This is a genomic window from Sphingobacterium sp. G1-14, from assembly GCF_002196555.1.
In the GTDB taxonomy this organism is placed as follows: Bacteria; Bacteroidota; Bacteroidia; order Sphingobacteriales; family Sphingobacteriaceae; genus Sphingobacterium; species Sphingobacterium siyangense.
On record NZ_CP021381.1, the window covers coordinates 5,690,943 to 5,714,192 of the forward strand.

The following is a 23,250-nucleotide window of genomic DNA, read 5'->3' on the forward strand; positions in this document are numbered from 1 at the left end:
CTACATAAATTTCTTTAGACCGATTTTGGTTTGTGCTTTCAATTGTTCAGCAACGAGTTTAGCATTTAGCAAAGCACCTGCTTTAATTGTATGGGTCGCATCTTTAGGATCAAAAAATTCTGTTTCTACTTTCTTTTTCCCCAATGTTTCATACTGGGCTATCACTTGATCCTGCAAGGGGATAAAAAACGCATTAGCCTGTTGTGCAGCTTCTTTTGCCCATGTTGCATAATCCGATTTACGCACTTGGTTTCCTTCCCAGGCATTGCGCGGAATAGGTGAACAAATAATTGCTGTGGCTCCTTTGTCTTGAATATTTTTCACAAATCGACGTAAGTAAAAACCATAACTATAGACAACTTCATGTTGCTTCAGCAATGGATTATACACTTCTTGGTAATCGTCGCCATTTCCTTTTATCGTTCCACGAGCACGTAACGTATCCACAATAGGACTTGAATCATTATGTCCAAATTGCATAAGGACAAAATCGCCCGGCTGTATGCTATCCAGTACCCTCTGCCAAAGCTTTGGATTGTTATAAAATGTCCGGGTACTTGTTCCCCCCAAAGCACGATTCTTGACATTGATCTTATCTAATTTAAAATACTGACCGATCAAACTTCCCCAGCCCCACTGTCCATTGGCCCCATTTCCCTGTCCGTTTTTTACGGTGGAATCACCAATAATAAATAAGGTCGGTTTATGCTGTTTTTCCAAAAAAGACATACTGATTACAGCGAAAAGGACCGCAGCCCAAGGCAACAATTTCAATTTCATCTTCATTTTTATTTAATGTATTGTACTAATTGGCTTTTAATCCTCCGAAATCCTTCGATAACAGACAATGCATTTTCTCTTGCTCCAGCTTTATTCGTATGCGTATGGTCACCTGGAAAATAATTGGATTTTACCCGTTCAGCACCAAGCTGATCATATTTATCTGCGGTAATACTATTCAGATCCAAAAAGGGAACGCCCTGTTCTTCTGCAATCTGCCTAGCCCACAAGCCAAAGTCGTTGTCGGCTCGTTTCACCTTACCTTGATTATCCCATTGGTTGCGCGGAATCATGGATAACAAAATTGGTGTTACCCCCTTTTTCTTTGCTTCAATCACAAAACGACGCAGGTTTTCACCGTAAGTGTGCACGGTCTCCTTCTTTCCATTTCCCCAATCCAACACAACGGAGTCCTGACCGATGCCCCGCAGCACACCCCGATAGCCTTGTTTGCTGGTATCGGGCTTACTGCCCTCGTTATGGCCAAACTGAATCAATAAAAAATCTCCCGGCTTGAACAACGAATCAACTTTTGCCCATCTTCCTTCTTTGACAAATGTTCGTGTACTACGCCCCGCCATTGCATGGTTATCTACACGGATTCGTGTCGTATCCAATAATTCAGGAATCAGGGTACCCCAGCCCCAATATTCCTTATTGCTGTTCTTAACGGTCGAATCACCGATAAGATAAATCGTAGGTCTATCTTGCTGTTTTGCAAAGGATATCAAAAGAACGGCTGTCAGTGCCATCCCTATCCATTTTATTGTATGCTTCATTTGCTATCTTATCTATTTCTTTTAGTCAAAAAATCCAAATCGCGCTTCCGAATTTCTATTTTTTATGGGCATACTTAACCAGCTGAATGTTCGGCTTGACTGGACGATCCATACCTGCACCGAGATAATACCCCGTATGTGGCGGTTGATTGTAAGCCACATTCTGCCATGCTATGCTCAAGCGATACTGTGGATCATGCATCAACGTATATACCCTTTGCGTTGTAGGGATCGTTGTTGTATAGATACGTAGGCTTTGGTTGTCGTCTGCACGTAGGATCAATTCTTCACGCCAATCGCCAAAGATATCCGCGCTCAGGTTAGGTGTACTTTTAGTTCCATTGATCGATGATGCTCCAATCCCCGTAAAGATGCGTTCTATTTTCCCATTTTTATATTTTTCAATATAGTTACTGTTTAAAAGTTCCCGGCTCAAATCGGCATCCCACCAAATCAGAAAATTGGTCGATCTCGGAGCCGGCCCGACACGATTACCTTTGGTATCGTACATATCGCTAGATCCCAGCCACCACAGATACGCCCCTTTATGATCGGGATCTATATTTGCAGCAACACCGCGGGGAATATCTTGGTCTATTGCACTTTTAAACAATATTGCGCCAGTTTTGGCATCCAATAAAGCCACGCCGGTCCCTTTCCGCCCTCCTTTCAGTTCATGGATTCCAAAGATCTCCAGGCCGGGTCTTTCAGGATCTAGGTCGCCGACATGCAGCGCATCGCCATGTCCCAGTCCTGTACTGTATAGACCTTTGCCATTATCATCAATAACCATCGAACCAAACACAATTTCATCTTTGCCATCCTGGTCAACATCCGCGACCGTAAGATTATGATATCCCTGTCCGGAATAAGGATCTTTACGAACTTTGCTATCAAATACCCAGCGGTTCACTAATTTTTTATCTTTAAAGTCCCACGCTGCCAGAGCTGTCCGTTCATAATATCCCCGCGTCATCACAACACTTGGATGTACACCATCCAAATAGGCTACACAAGCTAAAAATCGATCGCTGCGATTAGCATTTGTATCTCCCCATGAACTTAGCTCTCCACGTTCTGGTAAATAATCTACAGAGCTTAGGGCTTTGCCCGTCAATCCATCAAATACGGTTAAATATTCAGGTCCTTTCAATATGCGACCAACAGTCCGCGAATTTAATACGGTATCACGCCAATCGGCCTGGGCATCACCAATGACATTTCCCAGTCCATCTTTCGTACCGTCGGCCGTTTTACAGACCAGCTCTGCACGGCCGTCACTATCGAGGTCGTATACCATAAATTGGGTATAATGTGCTCCTTCTCGGATATTTTTACCCAAATTGATTTCCCAAAGAAAAGTACCATCTAGTTTATATGCCTGAAAAATAGGTTCCGAAGTAATCCCATTGTGTGCGTTGTCATGTCCAACACCCGTCTGATGAACAATCAGTTCGTAAGTCCCGTCGCCATCCAAATCACCTACAGAAATATCACCCGGAGTGTACCCTTTGGGAGTACGTAAGGGAATATTTAAGTATTGCTGTACTTTTTGATCTTTCGATAAGGTCAATTTAGCGACTTCTTTTTCTTTACCTCCGGCTACTATATCCAAAATGTAAGTAACATCTTGATTCAAATCGACCTGATCGTCCAAAAAATTAGTCCCTTTGGTCAAAGGTGAAGTATTTAGTCTTTTCTGCTTGCCATTCCCATCCTTTCTATAAATTGCAAAGGCCGTATCAAAATCGTCAGTGCCAAGCAGACGCCAGCTTAAAAAAACAGCGTTGTCCGTCGTTTTTACACCCACCATCCCCCGATCCAAAAACTCCATTTTACGTTGGCCTGAAACGGCTAGGGAACCGATCAGCGCCCCGGTCAAAAGAATAAGTTTTGTCTTCATAATTCAAGGTCTAAGCCACAGCAATATGCTGGTACATATTATTATTGCTTTTTATTATTAACAGTTACATTATTTAGGACAAAGTTTCTAATATATTCCCTGTGAATCGCTGGATCTTTGGCTGCACGGACGTGCATATTTTGAAATGTAAAATCCGACAGCACATATTGTTCCGAATTGAGGACATCGAATACGATGTCGCAATCCAGATCTATATTGCGTAGGACAATATTTCTTGCATAGGACATTTTAATATCTTTCTCGCCCTTCAAATCAAAAAATTGGGTCCAAGGTTTAATAAACAACATGCTATTGACATTTCCCTTTACATTTTCGATCAAAATGTTTTCATATTCCTGTGGCGTATCTGGCCGCATCTTTAACTGCAACAGCTTGCGTGCTTTATCTAAGGTATTGTTCCTAAAAATCACATTATAGCTATGAATAGATTCACTACCACAAGTCAGTGCACTATGACAAAATCCAAAGAAACAGTTCTCAATAATAATATTTGAATTAGGTCCATTATTAGGATCTTTGTCGGACTTAGGCCCTTTACCTCCTTTTAATGCGATCGCATCATCGTTAACGGATAAGTAACAATCCTTAATCAATACATTGCGGCAGACATCCAAATCAATCGCATCTGAACTAGGCGCTTTCACAGGTTCCTTTGGCGCCGAAATGTGCAAACCGATCAATTTGAGATTTTCACATTTATAATAATGTGAGGTCCAAAACGGTGAATTGATCAAACGAATGCCCGATATTTGTACGTCCTTGCTATTGGAAACATAAAGTAAGCGTGGGCGCATCTCGTCCATATTTGTGCATTGTGGATTAAACTGTCTTCGAAGCCAAAAGGATCGCCAGTAGCGCAACCCGTTTCCATCGAGTGTGCCTTTGCCCGAAATTGTAAATCCATCCACCTGATCCGCATTGACAAGCGCCAAAAAATATTTCACTGTCTGACCTTCCATTCGAGTCTCCGCTAGCGCAAAATCTGCGATATCATCACTTCCTTTTAACACAGCCCCTTCTTCCAAGTGCAAGTGTGTCTTTGGTTTAAAAAATAATGAACCACTCAGATAGATCCCTTTAGGTACGACGACGACACCGCCTCCACTTTCATATGCTTTATCAATTGCTTGTTGGATTTTGGCAGTTTGCACGATGGTGCTATCTGCGACCACACCAAAATCCGTGATGAGAAATTTCTTTCCGAGCGTTCCGATCTCAGTCGATTTTACAGTCTCGAACCATTTTGAGATTGCTGTTCCGTCCGGAAACTTTCCTTGCGCATGTGCATTGGACAAGATCGCAATTGATGTAAGCAGGAGTAAAAATCGAAAGAATTTTTTCATCATATTTAGTTTTATTAAGTCTTGTTTCCCCGCTTGTCTACAGCTTAATTAAAACGTGTAGACAATGCCTTCGAATTGATTAGCGTATTTAAGGATACTTAAATAAGTAGCTAGTTTTAAAAGTATCAACATTTTTAACAAGAGCCGTCCTGTAGTATCCTGAACAAACCAGACAATACAGTCAGAAAGTGCTCGTTTTCATGTATAATAAGGTTAAAAACAGGGATTCAACGTCATTCGTAATATATTTGTTATAGAATTCTCAACTCCAACGCCACACCAACTTATGACCAACTCCTAACTGTAACCACGTTGAGTGCACAGTGAGTCCACGTTGAGTCCACCTTTTAGAGGTTGATTCACCATGCACTCACCTTTTTAACAATCCGCTTGCAGTCAGGAGTTGATATGGATTTGGTGATACCTTATCCTTAAGAAAATATATCCAAACCACCTTGTACTGTCCTGCTTGGTAAAATTAGGTTCCCCCTTGATTGTTCCTTATTTTTAGTCTTTATTGTTTTTAACCAATTGCTTAGGACCTCCTGATGAAAAATAAACTGGATATTCCATATGGCCTTAAAAAACACAAACCGAGCTTGCGTGCTCATGAAATAATTATTAACATGAAATATAAATCAATCTTCGCCTTTATTTTACTATCGATCGCTTTTACTCGATTGAGCGTCGCGCAGATCAGCAAGATCAACCAAGACGATATTAAAATCAAAGCTCCTTTTGAAATCCCAGTATTTAAGGTCCCAAATTTCGAGCATTGTAAAAACTACGATATCCGCGATTTTGGTGCACGTCAGGGTGACAAGGAAAGTACTACCACAGCAATCGCGAAGGCAATTGCGCTAGCGACAACATCGGGTGGCAATATCATTATTCCTCCTGGAGAATGGTCAACCAAGGCAATACACCTAAAGAGCAATGTTAACTTACATGTCAGTGCAGGAGCAACCTTATTATTTTCGGGCGACCCGAAAGACTATTTACCTGCTGTTCACAGTAGCTGGGAAGGGCTTGAGTGCTATAATTATTCGCCATTGATCTATGCATACGAAGCGACAAATGTTGCCATTACCGGTAAGGGAACCATAAAAGCAGATCTGACTGTTTGGGAGAAATGGTTTCCGAGACCAAAGCCGCACATGGAAAGCATCAAAAATCTCTATAATTGGGCACAAGAAGGGATGCCTGTGGAACAGCGTCTCATGGTCAACGACACATCTAACCTTAGACCTCAGTTTATTCAATTTAACCGTTGCCAACATGTGAGGGTCGAAGATATCAAGATCCGAAACAGTCCTTTTTGGACCTTGCATCTCTACCTAACGAAAGATGCGCTTATCCGTGGCATCGACATCTACGCCCATGGGCATAACAATGATGGAATTGACCCAGAAATGAGTCAGAATGTATTGATTGAAAATTGTGTATTTGACCAGGGGGATGATGCTATTGCCTTGAAGTCGGGTAGAAATCCCGAAGGCTGGCGGTTGAAAACGCCAACAAAGAATATTGTGATCCGTAATTGCGAGATCCGTGACGGTCACCAGCTCCTTGCCGTTGGAAGTGAACTCTCGGGAGGGATTGAAAATATTTACGTAAACAATTGCACAGTACTGCCGAATGAGAAGCTCATGCATCTACTTTTCATCAAAACCAATGAACGAATGGGCGGTTACGTTAAAAACATTTATTTTTCAAAGATCAAAGCCCAAAACGTAAAGGAAGGTATACTTGGAATAGATACGGATGTGCTCTATCAATGGCGCAACCTGGTACCAACCAAAGTAAAAAAACTGACTCCAATAACGAATGTCTATCTTTCCCACATTAAAGCTGAAGTAGGTCAGTTTGTCTCGAAGATCAATGGTAATCCCGAACTTCCAATTCAGACCATACGATTGAAGGATGTACATCTTAAAAAAACGACATCAACTGCTATTCAAAATAAATACGTCAATGATTTTTCCTACACGAATAGTGATAAAAGTGAATAAAGCACAACCTTTTTGGGTTCAAGAAACCTAAATAAGCATTATGGAAAAGAATACATACTATTAGGGTTACGCCATAAAAAAAGGGCTTTTCTATTAACATAGAAAAGCCCTTTTTTTATGCATTATTCTTTTAATCAGTCAACACATTAACCTTAGGCATCACAAATTGTGTATTTTCTTTTTCGCCTTTTGGGGTCCCAAAGTAAAAATAAAGTGTCCGGTTAATCCTTTTATCCATTTGATTAAGCTCACCCGCGGGTCCATTCACGGCAGCATTTCCATTAATTCCCAATGCCAGTTTTGTTCCAATAGGGGGAATAGCATCTAAAAAGGAAATATCTCCAGACGGCAATTGCGGATATCCTTTAGGACCGGAAATTCCGTAAAACTCGAACAATCGCACAAATAAATCTTCCTGATCTGTTGCGACCAAAAACTTGCCTTGCACTGTATTGAATTGTACCCAGCTAACATCGGAGAAGTAGCCTTTAAATTCAGGAAATGCCCATGGACCAATACCGGCTTTTCCATCATTGTACATTTTTTCCCATGTATTTAGGGTGACACCTTGCATCCTATTCTTCCATACGCGATACGGTCCATTACCGAGCCATTTGGCCCCAATAATATAGTTTTCAGGAAAGTTGAAGCTTACTCCGGCATAAGGCACTGTTTTTTTCATATTGTAAGCATAATCAAGTTTCAACCAGCCGTCTGGCCGCATCGTCCAACGGATAAAACTTAGATTGCCATCAAACATAAACTCAACAACTTCATTTTTTCCATCCTGCCAACGTTTAGCACTTTTCATCTCCGACTGTCCATCAATAAGCACCGGGCCATTATTAAAAGCTAATTTCATGCTATAATCATTGGCCAGATCAACCAATAATCCTGTTTTTTTGGAGATAAAAGCTGTTATTCCGTTTGCCTTGAGAATATAATTTACACTGTCCTCTTTCGCTTCAACATCGGTAGAAGATTTTAAAGGTAGAATTTCAGCTGTAAGAGCCTGATTGGATTTTATACGCCATGTCCAAGTATAAATTTCCTCCCCATGTGAGTCAGTTGCCATCAATATTAGTGCATCATATTGTTTCCAATCGCTCGGTAAATTCAACCGCACGTTTCCTTTTTGAGTCGGAGCCAATACAGGACTATTTATCTTTAGATTCAACACCGAGTCCACCCCCGCTTCTTCGGCATAGGGCTGTTTATAAGTAATCAATTTACCCTCAAACCTGCAATCTTTTAGGTCGGTAAAGTGATAACGATTTTCCACCGGAATAGTTCCATTGAAGTCGGCAGGTAATTTCTTCATCGTAATATGTACAGGTGAATAGATTTCCCGAATAGCATAGAAACTTCCCTCTTTTTCGCGATGTGGCCCAAGGATTCCATCGGGGGCATTTACGCGGTTGACATCAATCACATTGTTGAAATCTGTACGCACGATACCTTCATCTGCAAAATCCCAAATAAATCCGCCTGCACCTAATTTGGCATTCCAGTGCAACTCCCATATATCTGCTAATCCTGCTGCGGCGCCGCCATCGTCCTGTGCATGGAGAAATTCAGTCGGCATGTAAATGTTTGGCCCTTCCAGAATTTTTTTTGTTGAATAAAAGTCTTCATAATGGTTGCAATCGATTCCATTGATGGCGTTCCCAGGTCTATGATGTGCATGGATTACCGTTCTTGCCGAAAGATCATATTTTTTATACTCATCAACAAGTTCTTTATTATGCCCGCCTTCATTGCCATTACTCCAAAGTATAATGGAAGGATGATTGGCATCTCGGATAACCATTTCTCGCACTAGCTTTTTACCCACAACAGTGCTATATGCCTTCTGCCATCCGGCCAATTCATCCAAAACATATAAGCCCAATGAATCGCAATAGGCCAAAAACGATCTATCTGGCGGATAATGTGAACAGCGTACCGCATTCATGTTCATTTCTTTGATCAGTTTAACATCATTCAGATCCAATTGTGCGTTCACAGATCGTCCAGTTTCGGGCCACCATACATGACGGTTGACACCTTTCATCTTCACTTTTACACCATTGACATAAATACCATCTCCTTCTCGAACTTCGATCGTCCTGAAACCAAAACGATCTTGAGATTGATACCCTTTATTCTTCCCATCCCATAGGGTGTACGTGACCTGATACAAGTTTGGCGTCTCCGCTGTCCACAATAACGGTTTTTCCACTTTCATTTCGATCAATTTTACCGAATCTTTCGCCATAATCGGGAACTTCTGATTTGCGATCAGGTTGCCCTTCAGATCTTTGATCTCCACCTGTAGATTTGTGGCTTTAGACAAACTTTCTAAATGCACGTTGCTTCGAAAAGTTCCATCTGCTTTGGCGTCGATAGCTGTCCAACTGATATGCTCTTGTGGTGTCGCCTCGAGGTATACAGGTCTATAAATACCGCCTAAAATCCAATAATCTGCAAGGCGCTCCGCATTGTTAACAGATTTATCAGAAGACATTTTTGATACAGTCGCTTCCAATATATTGGCCTTGTCAAAGCTTATCTTGTCGGTGACATCGTACTTAAACTGATAGAAAGCACCTTGGTGGATATCTCCAGCCAGCTTACCGTTGATCTTAACTTCGGTATCTGTCATCGAACCTTCAAACACAAGGCTTATTTTTTTACCTTTCCAGTTTTTTGGAACAGTAAATTGATGCCGATACAAACCTTTCTCATCGTGAAAGATGAAATTCTTGCCATAGGTCACATAGTCCCGACCATAGTTATAAGCCCCAAATCCCTGTTGTTCCCAATGACTGGGAACCGCAATCTTATCCCATTTTCCAGCCTTACGTCCCCCAGTTACCCAGAAGTCCCAATTGACCGTATGAACGTTGTCTGTTCCTGAGAGATAGTGTATTTGCTTCATCGTTTGTGCTGAGGCACTATGTGCCATCATAACGTATATCAAAGCAAAGAAGACAATTCGAATTTTAAGCATAGGTTTATTCATTGAATTAGCAAACCTCTAAAATAAAAAGTTCAGGACACTTAAGTATCCTGAACTTACCTGTATGGTTATGTTGCCAATATTGGCATTCACCCCCTGCGATACTGTTGAGACAGAACAGCACAGGATGACAAATTCATTCGGTATACCTAAACTTGCTGTATTAAATTGGTTATTTCCCAATTTAGACGGTGCCTACTTTTGGTATGATTTAGATAAAAAAAGCTATTATAGCAAAGGAAAGCCAGTAAAATAGTATCATATTTTTTATCATAAATTTAGGATTAATTGGTTATTTTAAAGGTTTTCATTCTCCCCGTTTGAAAACCTTTTTTTATAACAATCACTTTTATTAAGATGGCAACAGCATTACAATTTGATCATTATAAAAGCGTGAATATTTCGAAAGAAAGATCTCAGAAATACACTACTCCGTTCTAAAAGGTAAAGTAGGCAATCCTTCCTTATTAAAAAAATTGGGACGCGCTGTTTCATGCCAACCAAAGCGAACCTGTTTTGGTGATCTTACCGAAGCAGCGGATACAACGACATGATCACCTTCAATTTTTGCTTCTGCAGGTACAAATTTACCATCTGCTCCAGCAACCTCAAACCAGGTCAATTGATCGCCTTTACATTGCAATCCGCTGCCAACATGCTTAAAGTTCAGGATTACGTTATTTCCGACTATCTTTTTACTTTTATATTGTGGTCCTGAAAAAACAATATTCTTTTGACCATAGTCAAATGCCAGTGGCCATAATGCCAAGCGACGTCCTACTTCCCATTTATAGGAGGGGTGTATGTCAGAAAGGTCGTCGACCAAATCAGTGACTACAGCCATTCCCGAATTTTTAATGTCCATGCATTTTGTCTGAATCTCCCAAAACCAAGGCAACGCCTCTACATTATGCTGTGTTTTATCCTTTCTTTTACTATAATAATAAGGGGCAATCTGAACATAGTAAAAAGGCATATTTTTGTCCTTCCAGTTTTTACGCCAGGTATCGATCAGCAATTTTTGTTTTGCATAGTAACGAGCATCCTCAAACATCAGATTGCTTTCACCTTGATACCAGATAAATCCTTTCATCGCAAAAGGCGCCAGTGGACGGATCATCGCTTCATACATTTCTCCGGCAACAGCATGCTCAATTTTCGTTTCCCCATTTCGGGTTTCCTGTTTAAAAGTGCTGGAGTTTTGATAGGCTTCCAAGGGTGTCCAGGGCTCTATCCTACTACCTCCCCAAGATGAACTGATCAATCCCACGGGAACGTTCAGCTGTTGTTGCAGGGTCTTTCCAAAGAAATAACCCGGAGCCGAAAATTGCGCGAGGGAATTCGGATCCGCTACTTCCCACCCTTTAGTTTCCACATCGTCCTGCTGCCCTTTCTTTTTGGCAACAAGGAATAACCGAATTTTCGGATTTCCAGGTTGTCGCAATTCTTCCTCAGCCCGATCAACTCCAACAGCAGGCTTCTTATAACCCTTATGTAACTGCATCGTATACTCCATATTAGACTGCCCCGAACATAGCCAAACTTCACCCACAACAACATTTTTCAGCAAAATGGTATTATCTCCCTTTACTTCCATAGTAAATGCATCAAAACTTGCTTTTTGAGCAGTAAAGGTAACACTCCATGCTCCTTTTTGATCGGCCACTGTTTTCCTTATCAAACCTTTCAATCTGACTTCAATCTTCTCTTGAGGATCCGCATGCCCCCATACCACCACTGGTTTTCCTTGCTGAAGGACCATATTCGACCCAAAAACATGTGGTAATGTGACTTTAGCTTGTGTGCTGAACGCAATACCTGCCAAAATAAAGGAAAAGAGGATTTTCTTCATGCTATTTTTATTGAATTGTCTATTCTTAAAACCAAGAGGAACGTTCAATCAGCGGCTTGGCATAGAAAAACCGTCATGACTATCCCTTAAATAATATTTATCTATGTCTGCATATATTCGGATTCAGTGCCGAACTCATGCAATGAAATTAAGCATCTATTTATCGATATGCAACCTGTACTTCACTGTTTCACCCTATAGCATAATACGATAGCCTGTCAATAATTAACAAGGCTATCAGTTTGCTTTTAACAGATTTGATAAAACCGTTTGATTTATCGTAAAAGCAGTTCCATGACGTACTCCCTTCGGAAAGCTCACCCGATCGGAGACATCTTCCCAGTTGATGCCGTCTTTGCTTCGTACAGCTCCATATTTGTGGTCGCGGTATTTATCAAAATATACATAGATATACTCCCCAACCTGCAGCGGAGCAGGCCCCTCCGCCCAATAATTTCCTGTAATCGGCTTAGAGACAGTCGTCGGAAATCCTTTCGCTAAACGCTTTGTTGTTGTGATCCGAATATTTTTCTCAGGTGGGTTAGAATTTTCATTTTTCAACACCATCATGTATTCCTTATTGCCTTTTTGTATAATAGCCGCATCGATGACACTAAATTCGGGATCAAAATATAACTTGGTTTTTGAAAAACGTTTAAAATCCTTTGTCGTGACGTTATACATCCGATGGTTTAAGCCTTTCTCACTGTCGCTGGTCTGTACCTCTTTATGTCGACCAGGGATCGTCGTGGCCCAAATGATATAATATTCCTTCGTCGCCTTGTCGTAAAAAAGCTCTGGAGCCCATGCATTTTTCGCATCAGGTTCATCTACCATGACTGGAATTTCTTTTTGTTCGGTCCAATGTACAAGATCTTTGGAAGAAGAATATCCGATAATTTTATCCCACCAACCCGTTGTCCATACAAGGTGAAAGGTGCCATCAGGGCCTTGGCAAATACTGGGATCACGCATCAGCCTATCTTTTCCCACCGTTGGTATTAAGAAAGGTTTTCCCTGATTCAAGGGTTCCCATTTCAGACCATCCAAACTATAAGCAAGATGCAGTCCGTCAGCACCATTACCTATAAAATAAGAGAAAAGGTAGACAGAAGATTGTGCCTTAACGAGGCAAGTTAAAATAACGAGGAGCGTGACTAGAAATTGTTTTTTCATTTTTATAATCTTATGAATAAGTCTATAACGAGTTTCCATTATAGAGCAGGAAACGAATACTTTAATCCAAATATAGTGTTACTTCATCGACCACTACGCCCTCATCAAGCGCTTTGATACGCAATATGTCCTGTTGCAATGAAGCTATCTTAAATTTAATCGTTCGAATGGCCTGGTTGCGCAAGACATTCTCTTTCCACTCCTCACTTCGTCCAATTGTTTTATAAGAAATGGCAGGCGAACGCTGTTGCCCCAAAGAAACTTCAAAACGCAAATCATCTGAAGAGACCGGGTGTGTAGGCAGTAAGTGGATGACAACGGTAACAGAATCGCCCTTGAGCCCTTTGAGCGGATAACTGGCTTCTACATCCAATGGGATAGCTCCGGCCTGCCCTTCATACCCCAAACCTTCATATCCTATTGAGCCTTTTAGATCTCTACCAGGAATCCGCTTGACGGGCTGATCATTATTGGCCAGTGGAGCAACAGCTTTCTCTTCTATAATCTTATCGAAAACGGCAAGGTTTCTGGGTTTATAATCCATTATCCCCTTCCACTTTCCTTTATTCAAGGCATTGTATTGCGCAGTTAAGGAAACGATTTTATCATATGCATCGTGGCTTTTTTGCCATTCAGCTTTGCCATGACGTGCCAACTGCGCATAAAGGTGCTTTTCATTCATCTTTGCCGCTGCAACAACCGGATACAGCACTAATTCAAAATATGCATCCTTGCGATCCAACGGGACTGAAGCCTCAATTGCGGTGGCTGCATCTTGAATATGTTTATACTGCACCAATCGCTTTTTAATCTGCTGTTCGGACCAAGGTAGGTCTTTCACAATTTTATAGGCTGGATCTTTTTCTTCCGTACGTGTATTTCCCATAAACTCAGGTTTTCGAATATGAGCCAACCGATAATGTTCCTGCATAATCGGCACGATCTTCTTCGCCAAACGATGTCCAAATTCCCGTTGCAAAAATTGATTCAGATGCTGGTAGATGCCTATTTTCTGTACCTGGTCCATATCCCAGGCCATGTCCATCAGGAGTTCAATCTGATATTCAGCAGGCTTAATATCCCCAACATTGACAATCCACATTTTTTTAACATCATGTTGATAAGCTGTATTAAGCTGCTGGTAAATCAGCGCCGGACTCATGGTCGACAACCAAAGATAATCATGTGGTCGTCCCCAATAGGAAACATGATAATACAGTCCATTACCACCCGATCTTTTTCTTTCTATCGGATTTGGGAAGTGGGTGATATAACCATAATTATCGTCACACCACATCAGTGTTGTATAGTCAGGAAGATCCATACCGGCCCTATACACGTCCAATACCTCTTTATAAGGTATAACAACCTGAGGAATCTGCGCGGGGTCTGCATTGACATATTTTTTCAACAGATCCGTTTGATCTTTAATGACCTTATTGATCGCATCTTTATAAGCTGCAGTTGTTTTGACGCCTTCCATTGCTCCATCGTGTTTCCCACGCATACCCAGTGTAAATATGTTATGGGATTGCCCCAGTGTTTTGAGTCGATTGGACCAATAATCAACAATCTCATTTTTATTTGTCAAATAATTATAGGGCCCCCGACCTACGATATCCCATTCCGTCGCACTGTTTCGAGCGAGGGGTTCACAATGAGATGAGCCGATATATATTCCATATTTTTCGGCCATTTCGCGATTTCCCCGGACAAAATAGAAAGGAACAGTTACTTCATGCATTGCTGGCCAAATTGAATTAGCCCGCAGCCTTAATAACAGCTCAAAAATACGTGCATAGGTCTTAGGCCCTATCGTCGCCATTTTTTTTGTTTTGGCTGGATCAATTCCTGCATCTAACTTTGCTTCGGGTTCATAGGTTTTGCTGCTCCAAGGTGTCAATCCCCAGTCCTCATCATTTAAAAAAATTCCCCGGAATTGCACTTTAGGAAATTGCTTGTCTTCAAAATCGACGGGCAGAGAAATTGTTGATTTTTTAAGGGGAACCACATCTGCCCACCAACTCCATGGAGAAACGCCCAATCTTCTAGAAATTTCCATCACTCCATATGCCGTACCTCTAGCATCAGATCCTATCACTAAAAGTGTCGGCACTTTTTCTATCGGAATCACCTTCAAACAAAACATTTCCCATTGACCTTCCATTTCAGGAAGGCGGATATGATAATCTTTTATCAATTTGCCAATTATTGGATCATGCAATTCTCCAACGATAATCGCCCCAGGATCAGCATTGTCGATTCGTTTAAAAGCAGATTGACCAACTTGTTGTGCATCTGCATCCAAAAGTTCCAAAGCGGTTTCAATGATAGGATTTCTTCCACCATAATAAACATCCGCAGCCCGATTATTTTTGATCAGATTGAAGCCTGAGCCGGCAAACAAGGGCACAATTGTCAAACAGAGGTTTATAAAAACTAAAATAGACTTCTTCTGCAAAGCTGGATATATCATATGAATTGAATGAGGCTATTTTGCACCGGACTGAATTCGGATGACAGTTAACGAATAAGGCGGTAATTGCTGGTTTTTAAGCTTGTCAACGGACATGGTCTTTTCTTCGGGTTTTGCCGTTTTACTTTCCAATTTCCCTGTCAACTGAGCGACAAGAGCCGTATCACCCTTCAAATTGAGTTGATCCAATTCCAATTGTATATTGACCGCAACAGGCAAAATATTAACCAGCTTTACAATGAGTGATTGATCTTTCGGATCTTTAACAATAGAAAATGCCACACGCTTCTGTACCTCAACGTCAGCATTAGCATAAACTGTTTCTACTGGAATATATTCGGTTCCGTTATTACGCCCAAATAATTGCTGTACATAATAGGATGGTGTTAAATTTACATCAGTATTGGAGAAATAAATAAGATCGGGGCGCCATTGCGTATAGCCATCTTTGGCCAACAATGGCGCATAAGAGGCCATCTTAACAACGTCATCATTTCTTTCCAATGCCGTGAGATATGCCGCTTCAGCCAATGCAACTTCCAAGGTACTCGCTCGCCCATGAATATGGGCAGCGTATTCGCCCAAATACACCTGTGATTTGCTGCGATCATATTTATCATAGAAGTCTTGATTATGAATAAACCAGCCCGGTGTCTGATAATAGTGTTCGTCCATAATGGGTACATTCAATTTATCGGCAATTTTCCAACCTTCTACATAGTCTGTTCCCTCAAAAAATGGCCCTGCCGTTCCAATAACCTGTATTTCGGGATATTTTCCACGGATAGCGTTATAGATCATGGTAAAACGCTCCTCAAAAACATTCGATATTAAATCTTCGTTACCAACACCAATGTATTTTAGATGAAATGGCTCGGGGTGCCCCGCGGCAGCTCGTACCTTTCCCCAGGTACTATTTTTATCGCCATTGGCCCATTCAATCAGATTCAGTACTTCCTGGATATAGTCATCCATATCTTCCATTGGGATACCACATTGTTGTCCACCCAATGGGTGACCATGAGCACCCGAATTTTGGCAGGGTACACCAGCCGCCACTACAGGAACAGCATAGGCACCGATGTCTTCACAAAATTGAAAATACTCGTAATACCCCAAGCCTACGGTTTGATGATATCCCCACATGTTACGCTGTGGCATACGGCTTTCCAGCGGCCCTACAGTATTAGACCAATGGTAGATATTTTCAATTCCATCCCCATGTGCTAAACAGCCACCCGGAAAACGGACAAAGCGGGGATTCAATGCAGCTATAGCCTCGGTCAGATCCTTCCGTAATCCATTTTTTCGTCCTTTAAATGTATGCTGAGGGAATAAAGAAATCAGATCTAGATCCAATTGTTGTCGGTCTGTAAATACAAATTCCAATACGGCATCCTTGCAAGTGGCATTAGATGTCAATACCAATTGATATTTTTTCCAGTTTTTACCGTCAACAATTACGGATTTCTCATCGAGGATTTTTCCGTCTTTTGTACTTATCCGGATCTTTAGTTTAGGTACTTTACCAACAGTGCCCCTTCCGAAAAACGAAAGATCATAGCGTTCGTTCTTATTCAAGGCAATGCCATCGTAGCCTATATTTCTGAGGATACCTTCACCTTGCAATCTCGCATAATGTTTATTATTAGGATGAATTGGATTGATGCTGTCAATATGAAATTGTCCCGAGCCATCCATACGCCAAGCAGTTTTCGCGTTCCAATTTTTATCACGGCCTTGTTTATCACTCAATTTATATTCAAAATCTCTATTTTGAATCAATTCCGCATAGAGGCCTCCGTCTGCGGCATAATTAATATCTTCAAAAAAAACACCCACCAACATATCACTGATGGACTTGGTTTGCCCTACCTTCGGCGTTAATTTGACATCCAATGGCTTTAGGCCAGGGAAGCGGGCGTCATCGTCAACGCTTCGTTCGGACCATTGTTTTTGCTTAAGCAGCGCGAGATCATAATGCTTAATCAGCTCTTTAATGACAGGCCATGACACTTTCAATCTGGTTCCGCGTAAACTTTCGCCATTTATGGAGATATTCTCACGAGCCAATAAACTCTTTTTTACAAAAGACACCATTGATTTATCCAAATCATTTAATGCAATAAAATAATCTTGTCTGCCCCAATTGAAAAAATCGGATGTAAAAGTATATGCATAAGGACCGTCACTTTCAGGACTTAATTGCCACGCACAGGACCAGCCGCCTCCAGTTCGAGGAAACAATACAGGATTTATCATCCGTTTTTCTGATCCCCAGCGTCCATAATCTGACTTTACAAAGGCAAGTTCTGTCCCGATGGAGTTCCATTGCTTACCATCCAAACTCCAGGCATATAATAGCCCTTCTCTGCCAGCATTCTTTTCTTTCGCATAAGCAAAGAAATAAGCCGAATCCGGTTCTGAACTCTTGCTATTATAAGCATATACAGGCGTATTGAAAATCCAAAATAGACAAAAAAAGCAGATCGTTTTTGCCAGAAAAAAATAGTAGATTCTAAATCTTAAAGAAACTCGTTCCATTGGTTATAATTAATCAGAAATACTTATAAATGTAAAAATTACATTTATAAAACGCAAATGGCATTATCAAAAGATTGCACTGTCATTGACATGTTACGATTACATACTCGTCTCACGATAAACACACGATTTGAATGAGCTGTTGATAGAGCCCAGTAAGTATCGATTACCGCTAACGAGCAATATCTCCACACAATGATATTAAAGAGTTTCGAATTCACTATCCTGCTGTCTCATGGTCAACATCAAAGAAAAAGGCCTGCACAAAGCAGACCTTTAACCATTAAATCAATAATCCAAACGTATATCAGGTTTACCGCAATTTAAAAGGTAAATACCAATTGTTCATATCCATTAACTTGCTACGTACTGCTCCAGCTTTCGGGTTATTTGCTTTCAGCAATTTCTCATAGACTTTATCGGCTAGGAAAGCGGGGTCATGACGGCGTTTTGCTATCCGCATCAGATCTGACCAGCGTTCGCCTTCGAAGGCTAACTCAAGAGCAGATTCTTCGACAATCTTATCCTCCAGATCAGCTTGCGGTACATTAAAAGCGGTCATCATGCTTCCGTAACCACTTACTGTACCCGGACCATATTCAATTCCTGGTAACTGCCAACGCGGCATGGTAGCCCGTCCACGGATTCCCGAATTCCGATACCAAACCCCACGTACGATACTCGCATTGTCGCGTGCGTCAAAATAATAGGGCGATGATTCGGCAAAAGTGGTCCGATTCGTACCAAATCCTTCATAAGTTATTTCGGATTCCAATTCAAAAAAATTGCCCGGAGCAATTGTCCCAGCATTCGTAAACGCGCCATAATAAAAGGTACTAATCAGCCCCCAGTTTGCTAATGCATAGGCCAAGCGTCCCTGACCATCCCGATTGGCGGCCTCTGCAAAGCGCAGGTGCGCCCCTGCCGCACGATTGATATTCCAACGACCGCTTTTATTTAACAAGCTTAATAAATCCCCTGAATTATCCGTAAATTTTGTAATCACAGGATCACCATTTGCAGCAACTTCATAAGATAGCTTACTCCGGGGATCCCAGGGAATACCCGCATTATTGGTCTGTGAATTCCATAAATCAATCACCTTTTGGGAGGGCTTAAGTGCATAGTTACCTGACTTAGAAAATAGCGCTATAAAAGGATTTCCAGGGGCAAAAGAGTTGTGATATGGAATAGACCAATTCCATTCGGAATTCCATTCCCGTACCGTGTTCGATAGCGCAAACATACTTCGCCACCCTGCTGTTAAGGAATTGACCAAAGATGACCCTTCCTGGGCTCTCGCAAAACTTACATTAAAGTAGCTCCAGCCAACACGGTTGAAATTGAACAGATAATCAATATTACTGTTATTGTCTTCAGCAGACAGCAATCGCTTATAACTCTTTGCCGCTTCATAGTAGTTTCCTTTCCAAAGATAAAGTTCGCCCAGGACATGAGCCTTGCTGATGAACACCTTCTGTGTGCTCGCTCCATCTGTCGTAAAAACTAATGTGCTACCTGTTGGGTAGGCATACGGATCCTGATAAGGCAGGTCTTTTGTGTCACTAATGAGAGAATCAACCAAATTATCGAAAGTTGTTTTCGGATAGTTCTCCAAACTTTTAATCTCGTCAACACTTTCAATGGTATTTTTGACATAGGGGACGTTTCCAAAGTGAATACCTAATTGTAAATACAACCATGCACGTAGCATAGCCAGGTCAGAATAACGCTGATTGAATTCGGTATTGCTCAGCTTCCCCTGCCGCTCCATCACCTTGAAGTTCTTCAAGGCATCATTACAATTGAAGATAATTTTATAAAAAGCAGATGGATCTGCATATGGATTATCTTCTGCTACTTCATGATTGGAAACTTGCTGCAAATAGGGATTTGCATTTTGTGTAACGTCCATGAGATCGGCCCTTAATTCGTTCAGGACAATATAACGTTCACCTAGCCCAGCTACTTGTCCATAAATCCCAAGCACTACCGCATCAGCATCGGCAAGCGTATTGTACATTTTTGAACTGTCCAATTTATCCTCGGGCGAGAAATCCAATGCTTTCTTACAAGATGTAAAAGAGAGGCTACAGGCCAATAAGGCCCAGAGTGAGTATTTCGAATATTTTCTGTATGTGATAAACATAGTATATTAAATTTTTATAAACCGATCCTCAATCCCAGCTGCACAGAGCGAACAATGGGTTCCAACGTCACATCAACCCCCTGATGAAAAACATCAGCAGACTGTGCAAATTCAGGATCATAACCTAAATACTTACTAAAAGTCAACACGTTATTGGCAGTACCATATAGACGGACATATTTGATGATACGTTTATTTACTGGAATACCGTACTCAACGGAAAGCTGACGAAGCCGAACATATGAACCATCTTCTATCCATCGATTTGAAAATCGACTATTTCCCATTGGATCGTTGAGCGCAACGCGAGGCACATCAGTTTCCTGGCCTTCCGCCCGCCATCTATTTTGTAATAGTTCTGTCTGGTTATAAAATGTACTTCCCGACTCTAGTTGTGCCCGTGTATAGTTATAAATATCATTGCCTAAGCTGAATGTCACCAATGCACCGAATTTCCAATTTTTATAGGTCAGGCTGTTATTCAATCCGCCCACCAAATCTGGATTGGGATCCCCTATGATCATTCGATCACGATCATCAATGATCTTGTCGCCGTTACGATCAGTAAACTTCCCATCTCCTGCCTGAAATGGTATTTTATGACCTGTTGCATCTAAAATTGCTAGTCCAGAAGCGGCAGCTTCGGCACTGGTATGATAGACACCGTTGAACTGGTACCCATAAAAGGCATTGGGTGCGCCACCTTTCTCGCTCACAAAAGTTCCACCGGCATATTGTGTATAGGATGTTTCGGGGAGATCTGTGATCGTACTTTTATAGTGACTTAGTGTCAATGAGGCATCCCATTTGACCGGACCGGTCAGAATACGTCCAAACAAGGAGAAGTCAATACCTCGTGTACGCATTGAACCATTATTATAGAGGTAGTAACTAATTCCCGAAACAGTATTCCCCGAATTATAAGCCAGCATATCACTTGTCCTATTTTGATAGATATCAACGCCTAAATTGATGCGTTCGTTCAACAACGAAAGATCCGTCCCAACGTTTATTTTTTCTACTTTCTCCCATTTCAGATAAGGATTGGCAACACCATCGCGCACAAGTCCCTGGACACCTAAGAAGTTCTGGGAGATGTAATTCTGCCGCGCATCATAATTTCCAATATCATCATTGCCTGTAATTCCATAACTCGCCCGAAGTTTCCATAATGAGATCGTACTATTTCCTTTTAAAAAATCCTCATTGGACAATAACCATGCAGCTCCAACTGCCGGGAATACTGCATATACCTTATCTGCAAGCTTTAAGCCTCCTTTTGCATTTTCTCCAAAGCGGGAAGATCCATCCATCGATATGGATGCATTTAAGATATAAGTATTCTTCCAGCTAAAATTACCCATAGCATAGGCCGTCATATTTGCCCATTTACCGATATGCCCTCCATAAACCCGAGATGCCGGTGTTGAGTTACCAATACTGACCAACTGATCGGTCGCCGAATTATAGCCTAGTGCATAGTCTTGTTCCGAATCATGCTTGTGGTACCGGACTCCACCAATAGCTTCCAATCGGCCCTGAGTTCCTAGATCCTGATTATATTGCAGACGCAAATCATTTGAAATCGAATAATAACGTGCCACCTGCGTACCGAGACGACTATAAACTTCCATATTATTTACCGTGTCCTTTGCGACTCCTTTTTTAGGAATAAAGAAGTCCTCTTGTGCTTTATCATAGGTCACGGTAGACAGGTTACTTAACTTAAAATTTGTATTGAACGCATAGTTGAACACCAAAGAACCTAAAAACCGATAGGCCTTTTTATTATTAATCCCATTTTGTGTGATTTGCATCGGATTGGAATAGCCGAAATAATCAGCTTCAGCATAATTCGGTGAAATGCTGCCGTCTGGAGCAATATCATGCGTATTTAAAAATGGAGACTTAATCAGCGAAAGAAACAAAGGGTTGGTCTTTGGTGATAAGCCCTGATCCTTCAAGCTTTGCTGTCCATAACCCATGGAGATATTGGTCTGAGCAGTTAATTTTTTGGTCAGGTTCATGTCGCCGTTAAACCGTGCCGTATAGCGATTTTGCTTCGTGTTATCCAAAACACCCTGTTCATTGTTATAACCTACCGACAAGGCATACCGTGCTATATTATCTCCCCCTGTAACCCGAAGAAAATAATTCTGGTCGACCGTATTATTAAGCACATCTTTCTGCCAATCCGTTTCATTATGATATTTCGCATATTCTTCGAATTTTGGGTTATCATTATTGAAAGGCATATTCGCAATTTCCTCACCACTGTACGTACTCGTTGCTAACAAGTCATTCAAATAACTTCGGTAGGCATAAGACTTCATGACGGGAATACGTTTCGGACGGAAATTATATCCTGTTGTTGCCTGCAAATCGATCTGTGTAGCCAACTCTTTTGAATGGTTTGTATTAATGACCACGACTCCATTGGAGGATTTGGCCCCATAAATATTAGCGGATACAGCGTCTTTCAATACCGTAACATCTTGAATGTCGCGCACATCAATGTGCTGCAATGCATTATTGAGATGTCCTGTCGTTATAGAAGGACTCAAATGCTCCGCATTATACACAATACCGTCTACAATATATAAGGGCTGATTATTGGAATACAGCGATTGCAAGCCGCGAATATTGAGATTTCCGCCAATAGAAGGTGTTCCTGAATGGCGGGTTACTTGTACTCCGGCTAGCTTGCCCTGTAGATAGCTAACGACCGTCTCAGAATTCTGTTCCCAGGCATTGAGTTCCAATTTATCGACTGCGCCAGTATTGTTTAAAACTCCATTATCACCAAATACTGTCTCTGTTTTTTTATAGAAAGAACGATACCCGTCAGGGTACAGGACCACTTTCATTGATTTATCCAGCAGTACCGGTACCTGCTTAGCTATATATCCATCCAAAGAAACTTCAACAATTGCATTGGAAACCGGTAGCTCCAAGCGGAAATTTCCTTTACTATCCGTCAATTTTGCAACGTTACTGCCGTAAGTTATACGAGCACCTGCGATGGGTTTATTGGTTTGGCTGTCATAGACAGTACCTTTAACCGAATAAGCAGAAGTAACTTGTCCTTGTTGTTGTATATTGCGGGCGGCAGTATCTTGTTGCGCCCAACTGCTGTGCGCTCCCAAAGTGGAAATAAACAAGATAATACCCAATTTATAATTTATGTTGATCGAACTCATTTCGTTTTGCTTAG

The 23,250-nt window shown here is 41.4% G+C and carries 12 protein-coding genes; 1 reads left to right on the forward strand and 11 read right to left on the reverse strand.

What is annotated here, in order from left to right; all coding sequences use genetic code 11:
- The 4 genes from CBM24_RS24565 to CBM24_RS24580 are packed head-to-tail and all read right to left on the reverse strand — an operon-like array spanning nt 1 to nt 4,829.
- Nucleotides 1–780 (reverse strand): rhamnogalacturonan acetylesterase, encoded by a 780-nt coding sequence (locus CBM24_RS24565; RefSeq protein ID WP_088163777.1) that lies wholly within the window; start codon nt 778–780, stop codon nt 1–3.
- 8 nt (nt 781–788) lie between these two features.
- Nucleotides 789–1,559, reverse strand: coding sequence for a rhamnogalacturonan acetylesterase (locus tag CBM24_RS24570; RefSeq protein WP_088163075.1), 771 nt, complete (start codon nt 1,557–1,559; stop codon nt 789–791).
- Between the two features lie 55 nt (nt 1,560–1,614).
- A complete protein-coding gene (locus CBM24_RS24575) occupies nt 1,615–3,462 on the reverse strand; it encodes a rhamnogalacturonan lyase (protein ID WP_088163076.1) in 1,848 nt (615 codons plus the stop codon).
- Between the two features lie 41 nt (nt 3,463–3,503).
- Nucleotides 3,504–4,829: a glycoside hydrolase family 28 protein gene (locus CBM24_RS24580; RefSeq protein ID WP_232475624.1), complete on the reverse strand. Its 1,326-nt coding sequence runs from the start codon at nt 4,827–4,829 to the stop codon at nt 3,504–3,506.
- 623 nt (nt 4,830–5,452) lie between these two features.
- Here CBM24_RS24580 and CBM24_RS24585 point away from each other — a divergent pair.
- Entirely contained in the window at nt 5,453–6,838 is a 1,386-nt protein-coding gene (locus CBM24_RS24585; protein WP_088163779.1) for a glycoside hydrolase family 28 protein, read from the forward strand.
- A gap of 130 nt (nt 6,839–6,968) precedes the next feature.
- Here CBM24_RS24585 and CBM24_RS24590 read toward each other — a convergent pair whose 3' ends face one another.
- The 7 genes from CBM24_RS24590 to CBM24_RS24620 form a co-directional block, all read right to left on the reverse strand.
- Complete coding sequence (locus CBM24_RS24590) at nt 6,969–9,758, reverse strand: glycoside hydrolase family 2 protein (RefSeq protein WP_232475625.1); 2,790 nt, start codon at nt 9,756–9,758, stop codon at nt 6,969–6,971.
- 508 nt (nt 9,759–10,266) lie between these two features.
- Complete coding sequence (locus tag CBM24_RS24595) at nt 10,267–11,691, reverse strand: sialate O-acetylesterase (protein WP_088163078.1); 1,425 nt, start codon at nt 11,689–11,691, stop codon at nt 10,267–10,269.
- A 237-nt stretch (nt 11,692–11,928) separates the two neighbouring features.
- Nucleotides 11,929–12,867: a glycoside hydrolase family 43 protein gene (locus CBM24_RS24600; RefSeq protein WP_088163783.1), complete on the reverse strand. Its 939-nt coding sequence runs from the start codon at nt 12,865–12,867 to the stop codon at nt 11,929–11,931.
- Nucleotides 12,868–12,928: 61 nt separating this feature from the next.
- Nucleotides 12,929–15,343 (reverse strand): glycosyl hydrolase 115 family protein, encoded by a 2,415-nt coding sequence (locus tag CBM24_RS24605; protein WP_088163079.1) that lies wholly within the window; start codon nt 15,341–15,343, stop codon nt 12,929–12,931.
- A 15-nt stretch (nt 15,344–15,358) separates the two neighbouring features.
- Nucleotides 15,359–17,887, reverse strand: coding sequence for an alpha-L-arabinofuranosidase C-terminal domain-containing protein (locus tag CBM24_RS24610; RefSeq protein WP_088163080.1), 2,529 nt, complete (start codon nt 17,885–17,887; stop codon nt 15,359–15,361).
- A gap of 313 nt (nt 17,888–18,200) precedes the next feature.
- Nucleotides 18,201–20,036 (reverse strand): RagB/SusD family nutrient uptake outer membrane protein, encoded by a 1,836-nt coding sequence (locus tag CBM24_RS24615; protein WP_088163081.1) that lies wholly within the window; start codon nt 20,034–20,036, stop codon nt 18,201–18,203.
- Nucleotides 20,037–20,050: 14 nt separating this feature from the next.
- On the reverse strand, nt 20,051–23,236 hold the full coding sequence (locus tag CBM24_RS24620) for a SusC/RagA family TonB-linked outer membrane protein (protein WP_088163082.1): 3,186 nt from the start codon (nt 23,234–23,236) through the stop codon (nt 20,051–20,053).
- Nucleotides 23,237–23,250: the final 14 nt, after the last annotated feature.